The following is a 15,444-nucleotide window of genomic DNA, read 5'->3' as shown; positions in this document are numbered from 1 at the left end:
ACAGAAAAATAGGCCGTTACGCCACGTCGCGACGTGCGAGCGTCAATCAATGACGCGGCCCGGGTTCAGCGTATTGTTGGGATCCAACGCGCGCTTCAGCCGCTTCAGCAACGCGATCTCGCCGTCGCTGCGGGTATAGGACAAAAAGGGCTTCTTCAGAAAGCCGATGCCGTGCTCGGCGCTGATCGTGCCCTGCCGGTCGCGCAGCGCACCGTAGACCAGCTCTTCCACGCTCAGCCATTCGCTTTGCGCGTGCGGACCGGTCAGGATGTGGATGTTGTTGTCGCCCAAATGCCCCATGAACAAATGCGCGGCGTTGGGGTATTTCTGCTTCAGCGCGGCCTCGACTTCAGCGACAAAAGCCGGCATCTCCGCCCAAGGCAGGCCACAGTCGAAGTTCACCGTGGGTTTCAACGCAGTCAGCAATTCGGGGATGCACTCCCGCAGGCGCCAGAACTTCTGGGCGTCCGACAGGCTGGACGCCACCGCGCAGTCACTGATCAAGCCCGTTTCCAGCGCGCCTTCCAGCGCATTCTCCAGGGCCGCCTGGGGATCCATGCCGGCCAGACCGCTAGCCTGGATCAGCACACTCCAGGGGGCGTCTCCCGGTAAGGGCAGGGGCACGCCCGCCAGGTCGCTGGCGCGTTGCAGGTATGGCGCCGACATGAATTCGTAGGCGCTCAGTTGCGGACCCAAGGTCTTCTTCAGATGGCGCAGCAACAAGGCCATGGATTGCGTGTCCGGCACCTGCACCAGCGCCGTAGCGGGGGCGCCGGGATCGGGCTGCAAGCGCAAGGTCAAGCGGGTGATCACGCCCAGCGTGCCTTCGGACCCGATGAACAGGAACCGCAAGTCCAGGCCAGCGCTGTTCTTGACCAGGCGGGTCAACGACGTCACCACCGACCCATCGGGCATGACCGCTTCCAGCCCCAGCACCGAGTCGCGCATGGTGCCGTAGCGCACCACCTGCGTGCCGCCGGCATTCGTGGCGGCGTTGCCGCCAACCTGACAACTGCCGCGCGCACCCATGTCCACCGGAAAGAACCAACCGGCCTCAAGCGCGGCTTCCTGCACCTGTTGCAAGGTTGCGCCCGCCTGCACCTGCATGACGCCTTCGACCGCATCGATGGATTCGATGCGGTTCATGCGCTCCATATTGATGACCACGTCGCCATCGGCCGGCACTGCGCCGCCCGCCAGCCCGGTCAAGCCGCCCTGGATGGTGATCTTGCGGCCCTGCCGATCCGCATCGCGGACCAGGGCGGCCACCTCGTCGGTGGTGACGGGCCGGTGCACGACGCTGGGCACGCCCCGTGTCAGGCCACTCCAGTCCTGTAGGTATCGCTCATCCACATGCTGTTCAACCCCATTCATGCCGCTTGCTCCACCTTGGGGGCGGGCGTTGCGCCGCTAGAACCCATCGTCGAGGCGGCTTCCGGCCCACCCATGCGTTCAATCAACGCGGCCTGGTCGGCCTTGGCCTGCCGGTCCACGTCTTCGGGATTGCAGATCGCGTAGAGCGCGGCCTTCATCCCCGCCAGCACAGCGGCATAGGCGGGGTCGCCCGCCAGATCATGCAGTTCGCCGGGGTCCGACTCCAGGTTGAACAGTTCAGGCTGAAAGCGCACGTAGTGGTGATACTTCCAAGGCCCCTTGCGCAACATGAAACCCGCGGTGTTGCTGCCCGCCGCGTGGTATTCGCTGAGGATGGCGCGGTCATCATCAACAGCTTGCCGCGCAATATCGAACAGCGACTGCCCGGGCCGCGTGCCCATGTGCGGCGCCGGGTCCACACCCACCGCCTGCAAGATCGTCGGATACAGGTCCAGCAGGTCCACCGCGGTATCGCAGACGGAAGGCGATACGTCGGGGCCGGCCACGATCATGGGAATGCCCACGCTTTCCTGGTAGAGCGTGGATTTTCCCCAGAGCCCGCGCGCACCCACGTTGTCGCCGTGATCCGACGTATAGACCACATGCGTGGAATCGGCCAGGCCGAGCGTGCCCAGTGCGTCCACGATACGGCCCACGTTGCTGTCCAGGAAGCTGCACAGTCCGTAGTACGCCAGGAACGCATTGACGCGCTCGTCTTCGTTTTGGAAGGTGTCTTCGCTGCGCTCGAATTCTGCGTAGGCCTGCACCCAGGGATGGCGTGCGTAGCCGTCTTTCGGATGCAGCTTGGCTTGGGGAATCTGCCGGGCGTCGTACAGGTCAAAGAAATCCCGAGGCGCGATCAACGGAAAATGCGGCGCTACCAGACCCACGTACAACACGAACGGTTCACCGCGATCGGCCGCCGCGCGCAGCCACTCAAGCGTGCGTTCGGTCACCGATCTGTCATAGGACGTATAAGGCGATTCGCCCATGCCGATGCGATCGCCCAGCATGCGCTTGCGCCCTGCCACCGGCAAGTAAGGGTCCCGGATCGACGCCCACACCATGCCGTGCCCGCCCACCACGTGCATGGGGATATGTTCCGCATCGAAGCCGACCGGGTCTTCTTCATTGCGATAGTGCAGCTTGCCGATGCTTTCAACGTTGATGCCCTGCTGCTGCAACACATGGCCCCAGCCTTGTGGATCACCTACGTACGGCATGGCGTTATCCCAATGGCGGGTCTGGTGCACGCGATGGCCGGTGGCGAACGCCGCGCGCGCCGGTACGCAGATCGGGCTGGGCGTGTAGGCGTTCGGAAAGCGTGCGCCGCGCGCGGCCAGCGCGTCCAGGTTTGGTGTCTTGATGAACGGATGTCCGGAACGACCCATGAACGCGGGATTGTGTTCATCGGACATGATGACGACGATGTTTTTGCCTTTCATTGTGCTTCCTGGATATGGCCAGGCCATGCGCGCGGCGCGTCAGGCCTCGGGGGTGTAGCCGCTGTCCTTGACGACCCGGCCCCAGAACGCATCTTCGCGTTCCATCTGTTGTTTCAAGGCGTCGGGTGTGGTGACTTTGGGGTCGAAGAATTGCTGCTGCATGATCTTTGCAAACGCCGGCGAACGCACCGCGTCGGTCACGGCCCGCGCCAATGCTTGCGCCTGGTCGGCGGGCAGGGTCTTGTTGCCGATGAGCGTGAAGTACTCGGCCAGCGTCAGCGACGGATAGCCCGCCGTGGCAAAGGTGGGCACGTCGGGCAGCGCCGCCGATGGCGCCGAACCGGTCATGGCCAGGATGCGGATCTTGCCGGCCTTGTGCATGGGAATCAGGTTGGGCAGCGTCGTGATCAGCGCGGGCAGAACGCCGCCCACGGTGTCCGTCAGCGCCAATGAACCACCTTTGTATGGAATCGGCGTCAAGGGAACCTTGCTGGCGTTCGCCAGCATGACGCCCAGGAAGTGCATGACGGTGCCCGCGCCGGGTGTGCCGTAGACCGCCATGCGTGGGTTCTTTTGCGCCAGAGCCAGGAATTCCTGCAACGTCTTTGCAGGGCTGTCGGCGCCCACCGCGAATCCAAAATCAAACTGGCTGGCGGTGCCCAGCGGCGTGAAATCCGCCGGGGTGTAGCGCAGGTCTTTGTATAGATGCGGATACAGCGTCAGGTTCGTGGAGGGGGTGAACAGCACGGTATTGCCATTGCCGCCCGCCGCCAATAGCGAGTCGACCGCAATGCGGCCGCCTGCGCCGGCCTTGTTCTCCACGATGAGGGTGTAGCCCGATGCACGCATGCCGTCGGCCAGCGCGCGGGCCACCAGATCGGCCGCGCCGCCCGGGGCAAAACCCACCAGCATGCGTAAGGGGGGGCTGGCCTGTAGCAGCCTGATCGGCAGCGCGCTACAGCACACGGCGGCGCCCATGGCGCTAAGGAACTGTCTGCGTCGTACTTGCATGCTTGTCTCCGTATCGGCGCTTTTGATGCGCCATTTTTGGAGTAGCGTACGGCTGCGTCAGACCTGAAGACAAATATTATTTATCTGCGTTTTATATAAGTTTTTTCTTATGCCAGTTTTCCGCGCAGCACCTTGCGTGCGACCAGCGTGCGCAACACGGTTTCCAGCGCCTGTTCCATGGCCAGCATCGTACTGTCCGGCGCGCCTTCGGCCACGCGGACAATGGATTGCATGCGCGTAATGGCTGGCCGGACCAGACGCCGTTCACCCATGGCCTTATCGCCACGCGCCAGTTCCAGGCCGACGCTGTTGGGCAGGATCGCAAACGCCACGCCGTCGCGCACCAAGGCAAAATTCAATTCGGGATCGTTGATCTCGTACTTCACATTCAGCGGGCAATCCAGCTCCAGCGCTGTGCGTTCGATCAGGCGGCGCAGGTCGTGGTCGCGGTCGGGCGCCACCAGCGGACGCGACCCGATCGCTGAGAACGCCATCGTCTTTCCTGGCCGGTCGAACAATGATTCCAGGCCGAACAGCGAGAAGCCTTCTTCATACACCGGCTTGCAATACAGCCCGGGCAACTCGAACGCGTTGGGCATCAGCGCCACGTCCAACTGCCGCGTTTGCAGGGCCAAGCGCACCTCGCTGGACAAGGCCGAGGACAACAACAGTCGAACGTCGGGATAAGCCTGTTCAACGTACCGCACGAGTGGCGCAGCCACCACCTGTGCCAACGATCGGGCCAGGCATACCCGCACCGGCCCGCGCGGCTTGCCCGTGGGCGCCAGCACGTCGGTCTTCAGCGATTCCAACTGTTCCAGAATCGACATGGCGCGCTGCTGCAGACGCTTGCCTTCGGCCGTTGGCGTGACGCCCTTGGCATGCCGTTCGAACAAGGCCACGCCCAACTCCGCTTCCAGCGCCGCCACATGCTGGCTAAGCGCGGGCTGCGCGATACGCAGCGTGGCCGAGGCCAGCGACAAACTGCCGCTGTTGGCGATTTCCAGAAAATAGCGGAGCTGGCGTGGGGTCATGCGTTATTTTGCCTTACCCATCGACAGCGGAACGCCCCAGGTCGGATCTTCCATGCCTTGCTTGCCCAACGGCATGATCTGCATGGGTTGCAGGGTGGCTAACAACTGCCGTTGTGCATCGCTGAGGTTTTGGCGCTGCGCGATGAGCTTCTGCGCGAAATCCATCGGCGCCGGGCGCGTGTAGACGGTGAAGTCTTCAAGCGGGCATTCGATCATCTTGGGGTCGACTGCGCGGCAGCCCGACTGTTTGTACTGGTAGCTGGGCGTTTTCATGTGCATGCGCTGGCTCAGCACCAGTTGGCCGCCCTTCAGGGTAAAACTGGCCAGCGCCAGCTTGGGCGGCACGCGCGACTGCACTTTGATGGCGGGGATATCGCGCGAAGCCGTCTCTTCGTAGTAGCCGGCGCGAGAGCCTTGCGTAGTTTCGGTGTATTGCTCTTCACCCCAACTGACGCAGTTGCCTGAGGCCCGGTGTACCGCGGTGCAGACCGTGCGCGTCTTCAACTGGCTGCCGGTCGTGCCTTCGTGCCAGTTGGTTTCCTTGTAGAACTCGCGATAGAGTTCCGGCGACAGATAGGCGGTGCCGTTGGCGCCACGGCCCGATCCCACTGGGCCGCTGCGCGCGCCCACCTGGTCCAGCAAGGCATTCAGCTTGTAGTCGTCGCCGCCGGTGAGCAGGTACTTTCCTGGGGGCAGGATATGCACTTCGAAGGCTTTGAACAGGTAGGTGGTGTTCTTGTCTCGTTGCAGCGAATTGTTCTGGAACTTGCGACCGAAGGTGATTTTCGGCTGCTGCTCGTGCATCCAGATTGTGTTGCCGGTCCATTTGGTCATGGATTGCGCGTCGTTCAAGGTCGCGTGCGGCATCACGTCGGCGACCAGCACCACGGCCATGTCGGCCTTCAGGGCCTCGCCGATCAGGTCCACCAATTGCGCGTAGCGCGGGTCGTCCATGGTGCCTTCGCCGGTGTATGTCGGCACGTTCACGCAGCCTGACAAGACCAGGGCGAGCGTCATGGCGGAAAGGGTAACGCGCGGTCGCGGCAGCGTCATGGGAGCGGTCCTTTTTAGGGGGGGGCTGAGTCAGATGAGTGAGCGCGCATGCTACTGATTTGGGAGGGCGCCGCAACACCCGGATCGCTGCCTGAAACATGGCGCCGGCCAGGCGGGTGGGAAGCCGGGCGAGGGCGCAGCTTGCCCCTGAGGATAGGTTCAGGGTGGGAACCCCACAAAGGGCGAGGGTTGTGGCCATGTCGGCGGCATGGGCAGCCGCCAGGACGAGGGCCAAGCCAAAGGGCGGATTTGGAAATTTATTGTTGCTATTGTTTCGGCCTGGCCCTTGCTTCGCCCTTGCCCTGGGCATGCGGGGAGCACGCAATCGTCCCCCGCGCAGGGATGCTATTGCGCGGTGATCCCTGCCGACTGGATCAGTGCCCGCCAGCGTTGCACTTCGCTGTTCCAGAACGGCGCGAAATCCGCCGGTCCGCGTGCATCGACGGTAAAGCCTAGCGAGCGCGTTTTTTCCGCGACCTCGGGTCGCGCCATGATGCTGACGAGTTCTTTGCCCAGGCGTTGAACGATCGCGTCCGGGGTGGCGCTGGGCAGCATGACGGCGGTCCATTGTTCGACGTTCAGCTTCGGCATGCCTGCCTCGGCGGACGTCGGCACGTTCGGCACTTGCGGATTGCGCGCCTTGCTTGCAATGGCAATGGCGCGCAGCTTGCCCGATTGCACGTAGGGCAGGGACTCGGCGTAGTTGCTGAAGATCACATCAAGCTGTCCGCCCATCAGGTCCGTCAATGACGGCGCGCCGCCGGCATAGGGGATGTGCAGGATGTTGGTGCCATTGATCTGGTTGAACAAGGCCAGTGACAGGTGCGATGGCGTGCCCACGCCGCTGGACCCGGCATTCAGTTCCTTGCCCTTTGCCGCCTTGGCCAGGTCGTCCAGCGTGCGTATCTTGCTGTTGGCCGGCACCACGACCAGGATCGGTGTCGAAGCCAATAGCGCGACGGGCTTCAGGTCTTTGGTGATGTCGAACCGGCTTCTGTCGCGCAGCAAGGTGGCGTTCACCGAATGCGTCATGGTGATGGCCAGCAGCGTAGTGCCGTCGGGCGCCGCGCGCGACACCTGTTCGGCGCCGATCATGGCGCCCGCGCCCGGGCGGTTTTCCACCACCACGGTAACGCCCAGGCGCTCGCTGAGTTGTTGGCCCACCAGTCGCGCCATGACGTCCGTCAAGCCGCCCGGCGGGAACGGCACGACATATTTCAGCACGCTGCCTTTGGCGGGGTAGTCGGCGGCTGGTGCCTGTGCTTGGGCTTGTGTTTGGGCGGCGGGGGCGATGGCGGCAAGCGCAAGGGCCGAGGCCAGCAACATTCTTCTGGTAATCATTTTGTCTCCTGTCCGTGTATTTTTTTATGGTGTTGCAAAGGTCGGTGCTGCAAGGTCGGTGCTGCCAATGCAGTGTTGCAAAATCAGCCCAGCGCCGCCAAGACCTTCTCGGCAACCAGACTGCTTACCCGTTGGTTGGATTCGGTGGTCAAGCCTGCTGTGTGGGGCGTAAGAATAAGGTTCGGGCAGCCCTGGAAGTGCGGCGCCGGGGCAAGCGGCTCGACGTCGAAGACGTCCAGGGCGGCGCCGCCAAGTTGTCCGCTGCGCAGGGCGCTTGCCACGGCGGCCTCGTCAACGATGCCGCCACGCGCGGTGTTGATGAGGACGGCGCCGGGCCGCATCGCTTGTATGCGCGTTGCATCGAGCAGATTGCGCGTGGACTCCAGCAGCGGCATGTGCAAGCTGAGCACGTCTGCTTGCGCCAGCACGCTGTCCAAGGCGGCGGGCGCGACACCAAGCTTCGTGAACAGCGGGTCGTCATGCGCCAACGCCGGGTCGAACGCGACGACAGCCATGCCCAGCGCCTTGGCCAAGCGTGCGGTCAATTGCCCGATTGATCCAAAACCCAGCAAGCCCAGGGTCTTGCCCGAGATCTCCCGGCCTTTGGACAGCGCATCGCGCGGCCATTCGCCCGCCGCGACCGCCGCCGAGGATGCATATGAGCCGCGCAGCAGCAGCATCGCGGTCGCGATCACGTATTCGGCAACGCTATTGGCGTTTGCGCCGGTGGCGGGAAACACCTGTATGCCTTGTTGTTCGCAGCCGGCCAGGTCGATGTTGTCCAGGCCGACTCCCAGCCGTCCCACCACCTTGCACCGCTTGAGCGACGCCAGCAGTTCGCCGCGCACCTGCGTGCGGTTGCGCACGATCAGTGCGTCGCAGGTGGCCGCCAGTTCACACAAGCGTGGCAGGTCGTCGACCAGCTTCGGGTCATAGGTGACGTCTGCTTTTTCCCGCAGTCGCTCGACCGCGGGCGCGTCCATGAATTCAGTCACGACGATGTTCAAAACTCCTCCTTCCGACGGCACTGGCCGCTTGCTGTGATCCGGCCCATGCACGATGCCAAGATCCATACTAAGAAAGCAGGAGGTTTATCAAAAGCTAATTTTTTTACATCTGAGCATCGGCAAATACGATGCTCGTGAAATGACAAGCACGACGGCTATTTCGCCAGCGGAGACGATTCCCCGAATTCCCGGAAGCAGTTCACCAGCACCTGCGTGGTCCGGCTGTCGTTATTGGCGTGGCGCACCGCCAGGCACACGGTGCGATACAGGCCCGGCAGGTCAATGAATTTCAGCGCGCCGTCGCTGCGCGCGGGGCCTTTCAGCACGGGCAGGACGGTGACGCCGATGTCATGGCGCACGATGGACAGCACGGCGTCATGCGAGTCCAGCTCCATCGTGGGCCGCACCGACACACCGCTGTCCTGGATGAACGCGTCGATCTGCTTGCCGATCCAGGTGGTTTTGTCGAAGGCGATATAGGGATATTCCTCCAACGCGGCTTTGACGTTGGTGAAATTGCGCTTGGCGCTCATGACCAGCGCCAGGGGCTCGGTATACAGCTCGTGAAAGCAAAGCGTCGTGGAAAAATGCGGCGGCGGCATCGAAATCACCGCCGCATCCAGCAAGCCCGCTTCCACCTGCAACGCAAGGTCTGGCGACCGCTTGGCGGTAATGCGCAATTCCAGGGAAGGATGTTCGGCCCCCAGGCGCTTGAGCACATCCGGCAGCCCCCCGCTTAATGTGCTGGTGATGATGCCCAGCGCCAGCCTGCCCTTGAGACGGCTGGAATTGCCCAACGACGCCATCTCGCTTTCCAGGTCCAAGACCCGCCGGGCAAGGGGCAGGAGCTGATGCGCGCGGTCGTTCAACAGGATGGAACGGCCGGTGCGCACGAATAGCTCGACACCTAGCTCCTCTTCCAGATTCCGAAGCTGAACGCTGACCGCCGCGGGCGATAAATGCACGGCCTGCGCGGCAGCGGTCACGGTGCCGAATTGGTGTAGCGCCAGGAAAGCGCGCAGGGAGCGGCTTTGCATGAGTAGGGTGGGGCTGTGGGGTGGCGGCTACGTTAACACGTGGGCTGCGAGGTGAAGAGCTGATTGGATACTGCACATTAATTTCAGTGAAAGTGAGCCCTTCAGCAAATGTTGAAAGGCGCGGATTCAATGAAAAAAGCATCGGCTCATGCAAGTCATGTTGTAGATTCTTTCGTCTTGAAAGCGCTGAGCGCGACGCTGCCCTGCGGGACTGGCAACCCGAAGCAACAGCAAGCAATCCCTCCCGCGCCGCACGCTATCGACCCGCCACACACGGTTGTGGATTTGCCTCTTCAGCCCGCGCCAATCCCGCCGTGATAGCAAGGCACGCAAAAATAACCACCGCGTAATCGGGGGTCAGATGCTCCATCAACAGTCCGAAGATGGCGGCCCCGGCGGTCTGACCGATCGCAAGCGCAAGAAAGGCGATCATCACGCCCGTGGCGGGCCGGTCGGGTAGCGCCAAGACGCCCCATAGCAAATAGACGCCGGTAAGCATGATGTAGGCGACGCCAAAGAGCAGGCCGCCGCCCAGGGTCAGGGCAGCCGAGGTGCCTGTGATGCCGATCATAAGCATGCCTGCCGCTATTGCCGCCAGGAATACGCGATGGACCAGGTCCATGCCAAACCGCGCAATCAGATGCCCCGCGCCCGCGCCCGCAATGCCGGCCGCCCCGATGGCGATCCACAGCAGGCCCGCGCCAGCGCTGCTCCAGTCGAGCCGCAGCGCGACCAACTGCGCTCCAAAGGACCAGATCGCGGTGCTGGCCGCGCCGGTCAGGAAGGCGGCGGCGATCAAACGCCGCAGCTCGCCGTTAAGGGACGGTAAGCCATGGGTATTGTTCGTGCTTGCCTGGGAACCTCGCGGCAGGGTAAGCGCCGCGGCGAACGCCAGACCGACCGCCACGACCGCAAAGCCCGAGTAAGCAAGGCGCCATTGATCTCCCATCATCAGCGCCACCGGGCCGGACAACACCACGCCCGCACCGGTGCCGGCGTTGATGAGGGTGTTGGTGGCGTTCCGCCGGTTCGGCTTGACCGCTGCGGTTACGGCTGCGGCCAAGGGAGGCGAGGCCAGTCCCGTGCTGGATCCCGCCAGCATGACCGCGCCCGCCAGCCAGGGCGCCGAGGGCGCGGCGGCGATGCCGGCCATGCCCACCGCCGCAACCAGGGCCGCGCCGATGGCGACAGCGCGAGGGCCGATCCGTTCGGTCAAATAGGCCGACAGCGCAATGGCGAGGCAATAGCCCAGGAAGGCCCCACCCGAGATCAGGCCGCTTAGCGTCGACGACAAGGACAAGTCAGCATCGATCTGCGGCAGGAACAAGCCGAAGGCAAAGCGGGCAAAGCCGTAGCAGACGGCGATCAGCGCAAAGCCGGTTGCGCCCAGCGTTGCGGCGGGACTCAGCGCAACGCTCATGGCCGCGCCCGTTCCACCAGGGCGATGGCCGCCAAGCGTGCGGCCTTCACGGATTTTGCGCCGCGATAGATGGCGGCCGCCGTTGCGCCTTCGAACAAGACCAAGATCTGTTCGGCCAGCACCGGGTCGCTGCGGCCCCCGGTTTCCGCCGAGACGACTTCCCGAATCTTTCGCCAGAACGCTGCCTTGTGCGCGGACACCGCATCGGCAATTTCCGGTGTGTCGCCACCGGTTTCCGCGTAGGCACGCAAGAACAGACAACCCAGGTTGTCCTCGGTTTTCATCCAGTTTTCAAGCGCCTTGAAGATTGCGTCGACGCTGATTGCTGCTTGAATCTGCGCAAAGAAACGTTTGTCCCGCTCGGTGAGTACGGCGGCGATCAGCGCGTTTTTGCTACCCACGTGCTTGTAGAGCGTTCGGCTTGACATGCCGGCGCCCTGGGTCAAGCGGTCCATGCCGGTGGCCGTGAAACCGTGTCGGTTGAAAAGATGTTCCGCTGTGGAGATCAGCTGTGTCTTGGTATCCATGCGTCCAATGTAAAACGGTCGTTTTACACTGTCAAATAGCAGAGGGTCGCGCGGCGCTTCTTGCTTGGCGCTTTCAGGCTTCGCGCGCCAGAGGCAGGCCCGCGTGCGGCGCGGACGCAAAAAGAATCGAGCCGCTGGTCGATTCCGTGCAGAACAGCGTGCGTCTGTCTTCGCCGCCAAAGGCAAGGTTGGTGGTGGACGCGCCCGTGACGCTGCGCCAGACGATGCTGGGTTCGGCGCGATGGTTCAACAGCCACACATAGCCCAGCCCGGGGTTGCAGACCAGCAAGTTGCCCTCGGTGTCGACGGCCAGGCCATCGGGGCCGCTGGGGCCGTAGGACGTAAAGAACTGGCTGACCTTGCTGACGCTGCCGTCGGGCAGCAGGGGCACGCGCCACACGCAGTTGCCGCGCGTAACGGCCAGGTACAGCACGCGCTCGTCGGGCGACAAGGCCACGCCATTCGGGCTGGGTACGTTGCCCAGCAACTGGTCTAGCTGGCCGTTGGGCCGCAGTCGGTACAGGCGACCGCTGGGATCGTGCAGTCCGCTTTGACCCTGGTCGGTGAAGTACAGGTTGCCTTGGGTATCGAAGATCAGATCGTTGACGCCCTTGAAGCGTTCGCTGTTGCGGCGTTCAAGATACGGCGTGACGGACCCGGTCGCGATGTCCAGCGTCATCAGCCCGTTCTTGTAATCAGTGATGAGCAGGCGGCCGGCGTCCAGAAACTTCATGCCGTTGGGTTCGCCGTCGTACTCGGCCACCAATGACCATTCGCGGTCCGGCGTGATCCGGAACACGCGGCCCCAGGGGATGTCCGTGACGTAGAGGTTGCCGGACGCATCAAAGACAGGCCCTTCAAGAAAGGAGTCGACCGGCATGCCGCCGCGGTTCGCGTCCGCCCAGGCGCTGCGCCGGAGGCGACGTAAGTGGTCGGGCATGGCCGACCACACCTGAAAGTCAACGACTTCTGGGGCATGCAGGTAGAACATGGCGAATCCTCCTTTGTTTACTTCGCGTCGAAGCCGATGCTGCGGACCACCTTGCCCCACATCTGGCCACTATCGGCCAGGATGCCGCGGAACTCGGTGGCGTTGGCGGCGCGTGGCTCCGCGCCCATCTTGGTGGCGAACGTCTTCATCTCTTCCGAAGCCATGGCGGTGGCGATCTCGCGTTGCAGCCGATCGGTGACGTCCGGGGGCGTGCCCTTTGGCGCCCAAAGGCCGGTCCAGTTGACCACGCCAAAGTCCTTCACGCCCGCTTCGGCAAAGGTGGGCACGTCGGGCAACACCGGCAGGCGCTTGTTGCCGCTGACGGCCAGCAGCCTTAGCTGGCCGCCTTGCACCGGCCCCATGACGCCGGTGGTGGACGCAAACTGAAAATCGATCACCTTGCCCAACACGGCCTGAGTGGCCTCGGCCGCGCCCTTGAACGGCACGTGCATGAACTTCACGCCGGTCGCCAGGCCCAACGCTTCGGCCGCGAAATGCGGGGTAGTGCCCGGCCCGCCCGATCCGTACGTAATCATGTTGGGTTTGGCGCGGGCTTGCGCGATCAGGTCGTCAAGTGTGTGGCTGCTGCTGTCGGCCGACACGGCCAAGGCCATGGGGGCGAAGACGAAGGCCGAGACGGGTTGCAGGTCCTCTGCGGGGTCGAAGGGCAGCTTCTTGAAGATGTACGGCAGCAAGGAATACGTGGTGTCGTTGGCCACCAGCGTGTAGCCGTCGGGCGTTGCGCGCGCGACCTGGCTCACGCCGATGGTGCCGGTGGCGCCAGGTTTGTTTTCCACGACGAAGCTCTGTCCGGTCTGGCTGGACAGCATTTGCGCCATTTTGCGCGTGGCCACATCGACCGCGCCGCCCGGCCCGTAGGGCACCACGATACGCACGGCACGGTCGGGCCAGGTGTCCGCTGCGTGAGAGACGGACATGCCCAGCAGCGGGGCGGCGAAGGCCAGGATCAATGCCGCAGTCTTGCGACGCGCGTAGGGGTGGGTAAGAAACGTCATTTGTCTTCCTCTGGATGATGAGTATTTTTTCTTTGTTTGCTTTTATATCCGGGCCCGGCTCAATCGGCTTTTAGCCCCAGATTCTCGGCCAGCTTGCGGTTCGCATCGATCTCGCTGGCCAGTTGCGCGTTGAAATCGTTGCCGCAAGTTTGGCTTGCCTGCATGCCCAGCGCATCCAGGCTTTTGGCGGTGGCGGGCGCGCGGGCGAAATCCCGGGCCACCTGCTCCAGTTTGCTGCGCACGTCTTGGGGCAGGCCTGCCGGCGCAAGCACGCCATACCACGCGTCGGCGGTGTAGCCGTGGACGCCCGCCTCGTCAAAGGTGGGCACTTGCGGTAGCTGCGGCAGGCGTTGGGGCGCGGCCACCGCCAGCGCGGTCAGTTTGCCGGATTCGACTTGCGGCAGTACCGAACCCAGCGTGGCCAGCGAGCTATCGACTTGTCCTCCCAGCAGGTCGGCAATGGCCTGCGACGCTCCCTTGTAGGGGATGTGGTTCATGGACGTCTTCGTCAGGTTCAGGAATTGCGCCGTGGCGAAATGGCCCGAGCTGCCCGTGCCCGGCGTGGCATAGGTAATGCGGCCGGGCTCCGCGCGCACCTTTGCCAGAAATGCGTCCAGTGTTTTCACGGGTAGGGCGGGACCCACCACCAATACTGTCGGGCTGACCGCTACCGCGCACACGGGGGTGAACGAGCGCAAGGCGTCGAATTTGACGCGACTGCTGTACAGCGCGGGGATCATGGTGTGGTTGGTGGCGCCCACCAACAGTGTGTAGCCGTCAGGCGCGGCTTTGGCTACGGCTTCGGCGGCAAGAATGGTGTTGGCGCCAGGCTTGTTTTCCACCACAAAACTCTGCCCCATTGCCTGCGCGGCATAGGCGGCGAAGGCACGCGCGACCACGTCGGTCGGCCCGCCGGGGGAAAAGCCGACGACGATACGAACAGGGCGATCCGGGTACTGCGCAAGGGCTGCGTCGGCGCATAGCGTCAGCGCGGCCGCCGACAGCGCAAGGGAAGGTAGGCGGGTAAGCGTACGAAAAGTATTCACGTTTGTCTCCTTCGTGCGTGGTTGGCTTGCGGCCTGTGCCGGCTGCTGTGCCTGTTAAAAAAATCGCGGGATCAGACGGTGGCGATGGGGGTTGCAGGGGAGCCTGCCGCGCCGGGCAGGCGCAGCGGGGGGGCGGTAAGCAGGAAGCGATGGCGGCCGTGGGCGCGCAACCATCGCGCAAGCGGCGTCAGCCACCACAGTTCACCTAGATGAATGCCGTTCTTGAACAGGCAGTGCTCGTGCAGCGGTAGGCGGGGGCGGCGCAAGGGCGTGGACGCGCCGCTCAGGTTGATGGCTTGCACCAGTTCCACCGCCGGGTTGTCCGCGATCAAACAGGCCAGGCGCGACTCGACGATCCATTGCAGCAGGCGGGGGTCATTCCCGTCCAGACCGCTGCCGCTTGCATGCAGACGCGCGACATCCGGTTGCCCGTTCATGGCCATCAACATGTCGGCAAAACCGGTGTGCAGGCAGACCATGTCGCCGGGTTCGATCACGACGCCATCCGCCTGCATGATGCGCATGAGCCGTTCATACCCGATGGCGGTACGCTCGCGGCCGACATGCGCTTCCAGATCGATCAGCACCGCGCGGCCCTGCACGCCGTGCTCGGCCAGGTTTTCTATACCCAGCGCGCTGGCGTGGGGGCCGGGATAGCGGGCCCAGTCAGCGCTGGCTTGCGGGTCGGGCCGCGCCGCCATGATCTCCACGCCCGCCCGAAAGCCGTTGTAGAACACGGCTTCGGCTTCGCCGTCGCCATCGGCATCGAAGCGGCTGCCCATATGCGCCAGGCTGTCCCACTGGGTGGAATACTGCGTGTTCATCAGCAGCACGTCGTCGCAGACCACATCGGTAAGCAGCGGGTCTTCTGAGGCGTAGGACCAACAGTAGCCTTGCGCGCCAGCACTTTTTCCGTCGCGCAAGGTGGCGTATCGCTGCGTCGGCAGCCGCTTGGGGTTCAACGCCGTGCCGCCGGGCAAGTCGAGCGGCAGCGACAGGCAGAAGGTCTTGCCCTCTTGAACTTCGGCAATGCCTTGCAGAACTTTGGCGCGCGTAACCAGGTTCATGCGGCCACGCTGGTCATCCGGGCCGAACTCACCCCAGTTGCTGTTGGCGGGCGCGTGCTTCCAACGTTGCGGCAT

The 15,444-nt window shown here is 63.7% G+C and carries 14 protein-coding genes; all 14 read right to left on the bottom strand.

What is annotated here, in order from left to right; all coding sequences use genetic code 11:
• Positions 1 to 42: 42 nt before the first annotated feature.
• Positions 43 to 1,374: an FAD-binding oxidoreductase gene (locus tag WBR68_RS10900; protein WP_230694178.1), complete on the bottom strand. Its 1,332-nt coding sequence runs from the start codon at positions 1,372 to 1,374 to the stop codon at positions 43 to 45.
• Positions 1,371 to 2,819, bottom strand: a complete 1,449-nt coding sequence (locus tag WBR68_RS10895; RefSeq protein ID WP_230694177.1) for a sulfatase-like hydrolase/transferase — start codon at positions 2,817 to 2,819, stop codon at positions 1,371 to 1,373. Before WBR68_RS10895 ends, WBR68_RS10900 begins: the two co-directional genes overlap by 4 nt.
• Positions 2,820 to 2,858: 39 nt before the next feature.
• Positions 2,859 to 3,830, bottom strand: coding sequence for a tripartite tricarboxylate transporter substrate-binding protein (locus WBR68_RS10890; RefSeq protein WP_230694176.1), 972 nt, complete (start codon positions 3,828 to 3,830; stop codon positions 2,859 to 2,861).
• A 107-nt stretch (positions 3,831 to 3,937) separates the two neighbouring features.
• The gene (locus tag WBR68_RS10885; RefSeq protein WP_050445502.1) at positions 3,938 to 4,864 is read right to left on the bottom strand and encodes a LysR family transcriptional regulator; all 927 of its coding nucleotides are present in this window, start codon (positions 4,862 to 4,864) and stop codon (positions 3,938 to 3,940) included.
• Between the two features lie 3 nt (positions 4,865 to 4,867).
• Entirely contained in the window at positions 4,868 to 5,917 is a 1,050-nt protein-coding gene (locus tag WBR68_RS10880; protein ID WP_230694175.1) for a hypothetical protein, read from the bottom strand.
• 345 nt (positions 5,918 to 6,262) lie between these two features.
• Positions 6,263 to 7,258, bottom strand: coding sequence for a Bug family tripartite tricarboxylate transporter substrate binding protein (locus WBR68_RS10875; protein WP_230694174.1), 996 nt, complete (start codon positions 7,256 to 7,258; stop codon positions 6,263 to 6,265).
• A gap of 83 nt (positions 7,259 to 7,341) precedes the next feature.
• Positions 7,342 to 8,265: a hydroxyacid dehydrogenase gene (locus WBR68_RS10870; protein WP_255695985.1), complete on the bottom strand. Its 924-nt coding sequence runs from the start codon at positions 8,263 to 8,265 to the stop codon at positions 7,342 to 7,344.
• A gap of 155 nt (positions 8,266 to 8,420) precedes the next feature.
• A complete protein-coding gene (locus tag WBR68_RS10865) occupies positions 8,421 to 9,302 on the bottom strand; it encodes a LysR family transcriptional regulator (RefSeq protein WP_050445499.1) in 882 nt (293 codons plus the stop codon).
• Positions 9,303 to 9,558: 256 nt separating this feature from the next.
• Complete coding sequence (locus tag WBR68_RS10860; protein WP_230694173.1) at positions 9,559 to 10,722, bottom strand: MFS transporter; 1,164 nt, start codon at positions 10,720 to 10,722, stop codon at positions 9,559 to 9,561.
• Complete coding sequence (locus WBR68_RS10855; protein WP_230694172.1) at positions 10,719 to 11,369, bottom strand: TetR/AcrR family transcriptional regulator; 651 nt, start codon at positions 11,367 to 11,369, stop codon at positions 10,719 to 10,721. Before WBR68_RS10855 ends, WBR68_RS10860 begins: the two co-directional genes overlap by 4 nt.
• Complete coding sequence (locus tag WBR68_RS10850) at positions 11,323 to 12,240, bottom strand: SMP-30/gluconolactonase/LRE family protein (protein WP_230694171.1); 918 nt, start codon at positions 12,238 to 12,240, stop codon at positions 11,323 to 11,325. The genes WBR68_RS10855 and WBR68_RS10850 overlap by 47 nt, the downstream gene beginning before the upstream one ends.
• Positions 12,241 to 12,257: 17 nt before the next feature.
• Complete coding sequence (locus WBR68_RS10845; protein WP_230694170.1) at positions 12,258 to 13,256, bottom strand: Bug family tripartite tricarboxylate transporter substrate binding protein; 999 nt, start codon at positions 13,254 to 13,256, stop codon at positions 12,258 to 12,260.
• 59 nt (positions 13,257 to 13,315) lie between these two features.
• Positions 13,316 to 14,302 carry a tripartite tricarboxylate transporter substrate-binding protein gene (locus tag WBR68_RS10840; protein ID WP_370641213.1) on the bottom strand — a complete coding sequence of 329 codons (987 nt, stop codon included), beginning with the start codon at positions 14,300 to 14,302 and terminating at the stop codon, positions 13,316 to 13,318.
• Positions 14,303 to 14,373: 71 nt separating this feature from the next.
• The gene (locus WBR68_RS10835) at positions 14,374 to 15,444 is read right to left on the bottom strand and encodes a cyclase family protein (RefSeq protein ID WP_230694169.1); all 1,071 of its coding nucleotides are present in this window, start codon (positions 15,442 to 15,444) and stop codon (positions 14,374 to 14,376) included.

Origin of the sequence: Achromobacter sp. JD-1, from assembly GCF_038594925.1 — a bacterium.
GTDB lineage: Bacteria > Pseudomonadota > Gammaproteobacteria > Burkholderiales > Burkholderiaceae_B > Achromobacter > Achromobacter spanius_C.
Note: the sequence above shows the minus strand (reverse complement) of the source record. Positions and strands in the feature narration are given on the sequence as shown.

Bases quoted from the DNA above. Each gene is read 5' to 3' on its own strand.
- WBR68_RS10845 (WP_230694170.1), bottom strand. From the start codon at position 13,256: ATGACGTTTCTTACCCACCCCTACGCGCGTCGCAAGACTGCGGCATTG.
- WBR68_RS10875 (WP_230694174.1), bottom strand. From the start codon at position 7,258: ATGATTACCAGAAGAATGTTGCTGGCCTCGGCCCTTGCGCTTGCCGCC.
- WBR68_RS10890 (WP_230694176.1), bottom strand. From the start codon at position 3,830: ATGCAAGTACGACGCAGACAGTTCCTTAGCGCCATGGGCGCCGCCGTG.
- WBR68_RS10835 (WP_230694169.1), bottom strand. From the start codon at position 15,444: ATGCCGCAACGTTGGAAGCACGCGCCCGCCAACAGCAACTGGGGTGAG.
- WBR68_RS10880 (WP_230694175.1), bottom strand. From the start codon at position 5,917: ATGACGCTGCCGCGACCGCGCGTTACCCTTTCCGCCATGACGCTCGCC.
- WBR68_RS10850 (WP_230694171.1), bottom strand. From the start codon at position 12,240: ATGTTCTACCTGCATGCCCCAGAAGTCGTTGACTTTCAGGTGTGGTCG.
- WBR68_RS10895 (WP_230694177.1), bottom strand. From the start codon at position 2,819: ATGAAAGGCAAAAACATCGTCGTCATCATGTCCGATGAACACAATCCC.
- WBR68_RS10885 (WP_050445502.1), bottom strand. From the start codon at position 4,864: ATGACCCCACGCCAGCTCCGCTATTTTCTGGAAATCGCCAACAGCGGC.
- WBR68_RS10865 (WP_050445499.1), bottom strand. From the start codon at position 9,302: ATGCAAAGCCGCTCCCTGCGCGCTTTCCTGGCGCTACACCAATTCGGC.
- WBR68_RS10860 (WP_230694173.1), bottom strand. From the start codon at position 10,722: ATGAGCGTTGCGCTGAGTCCCGCCGCAACGCTGGGCGCAACCGGCTTT.
- WBR68_RS10900 (WP_230694178.1), bottom strand. From the start codon at position 1,374: ATGAATGGGGTTGAACAGCATGTGGATGAGCGATACCTACAGGACTGG.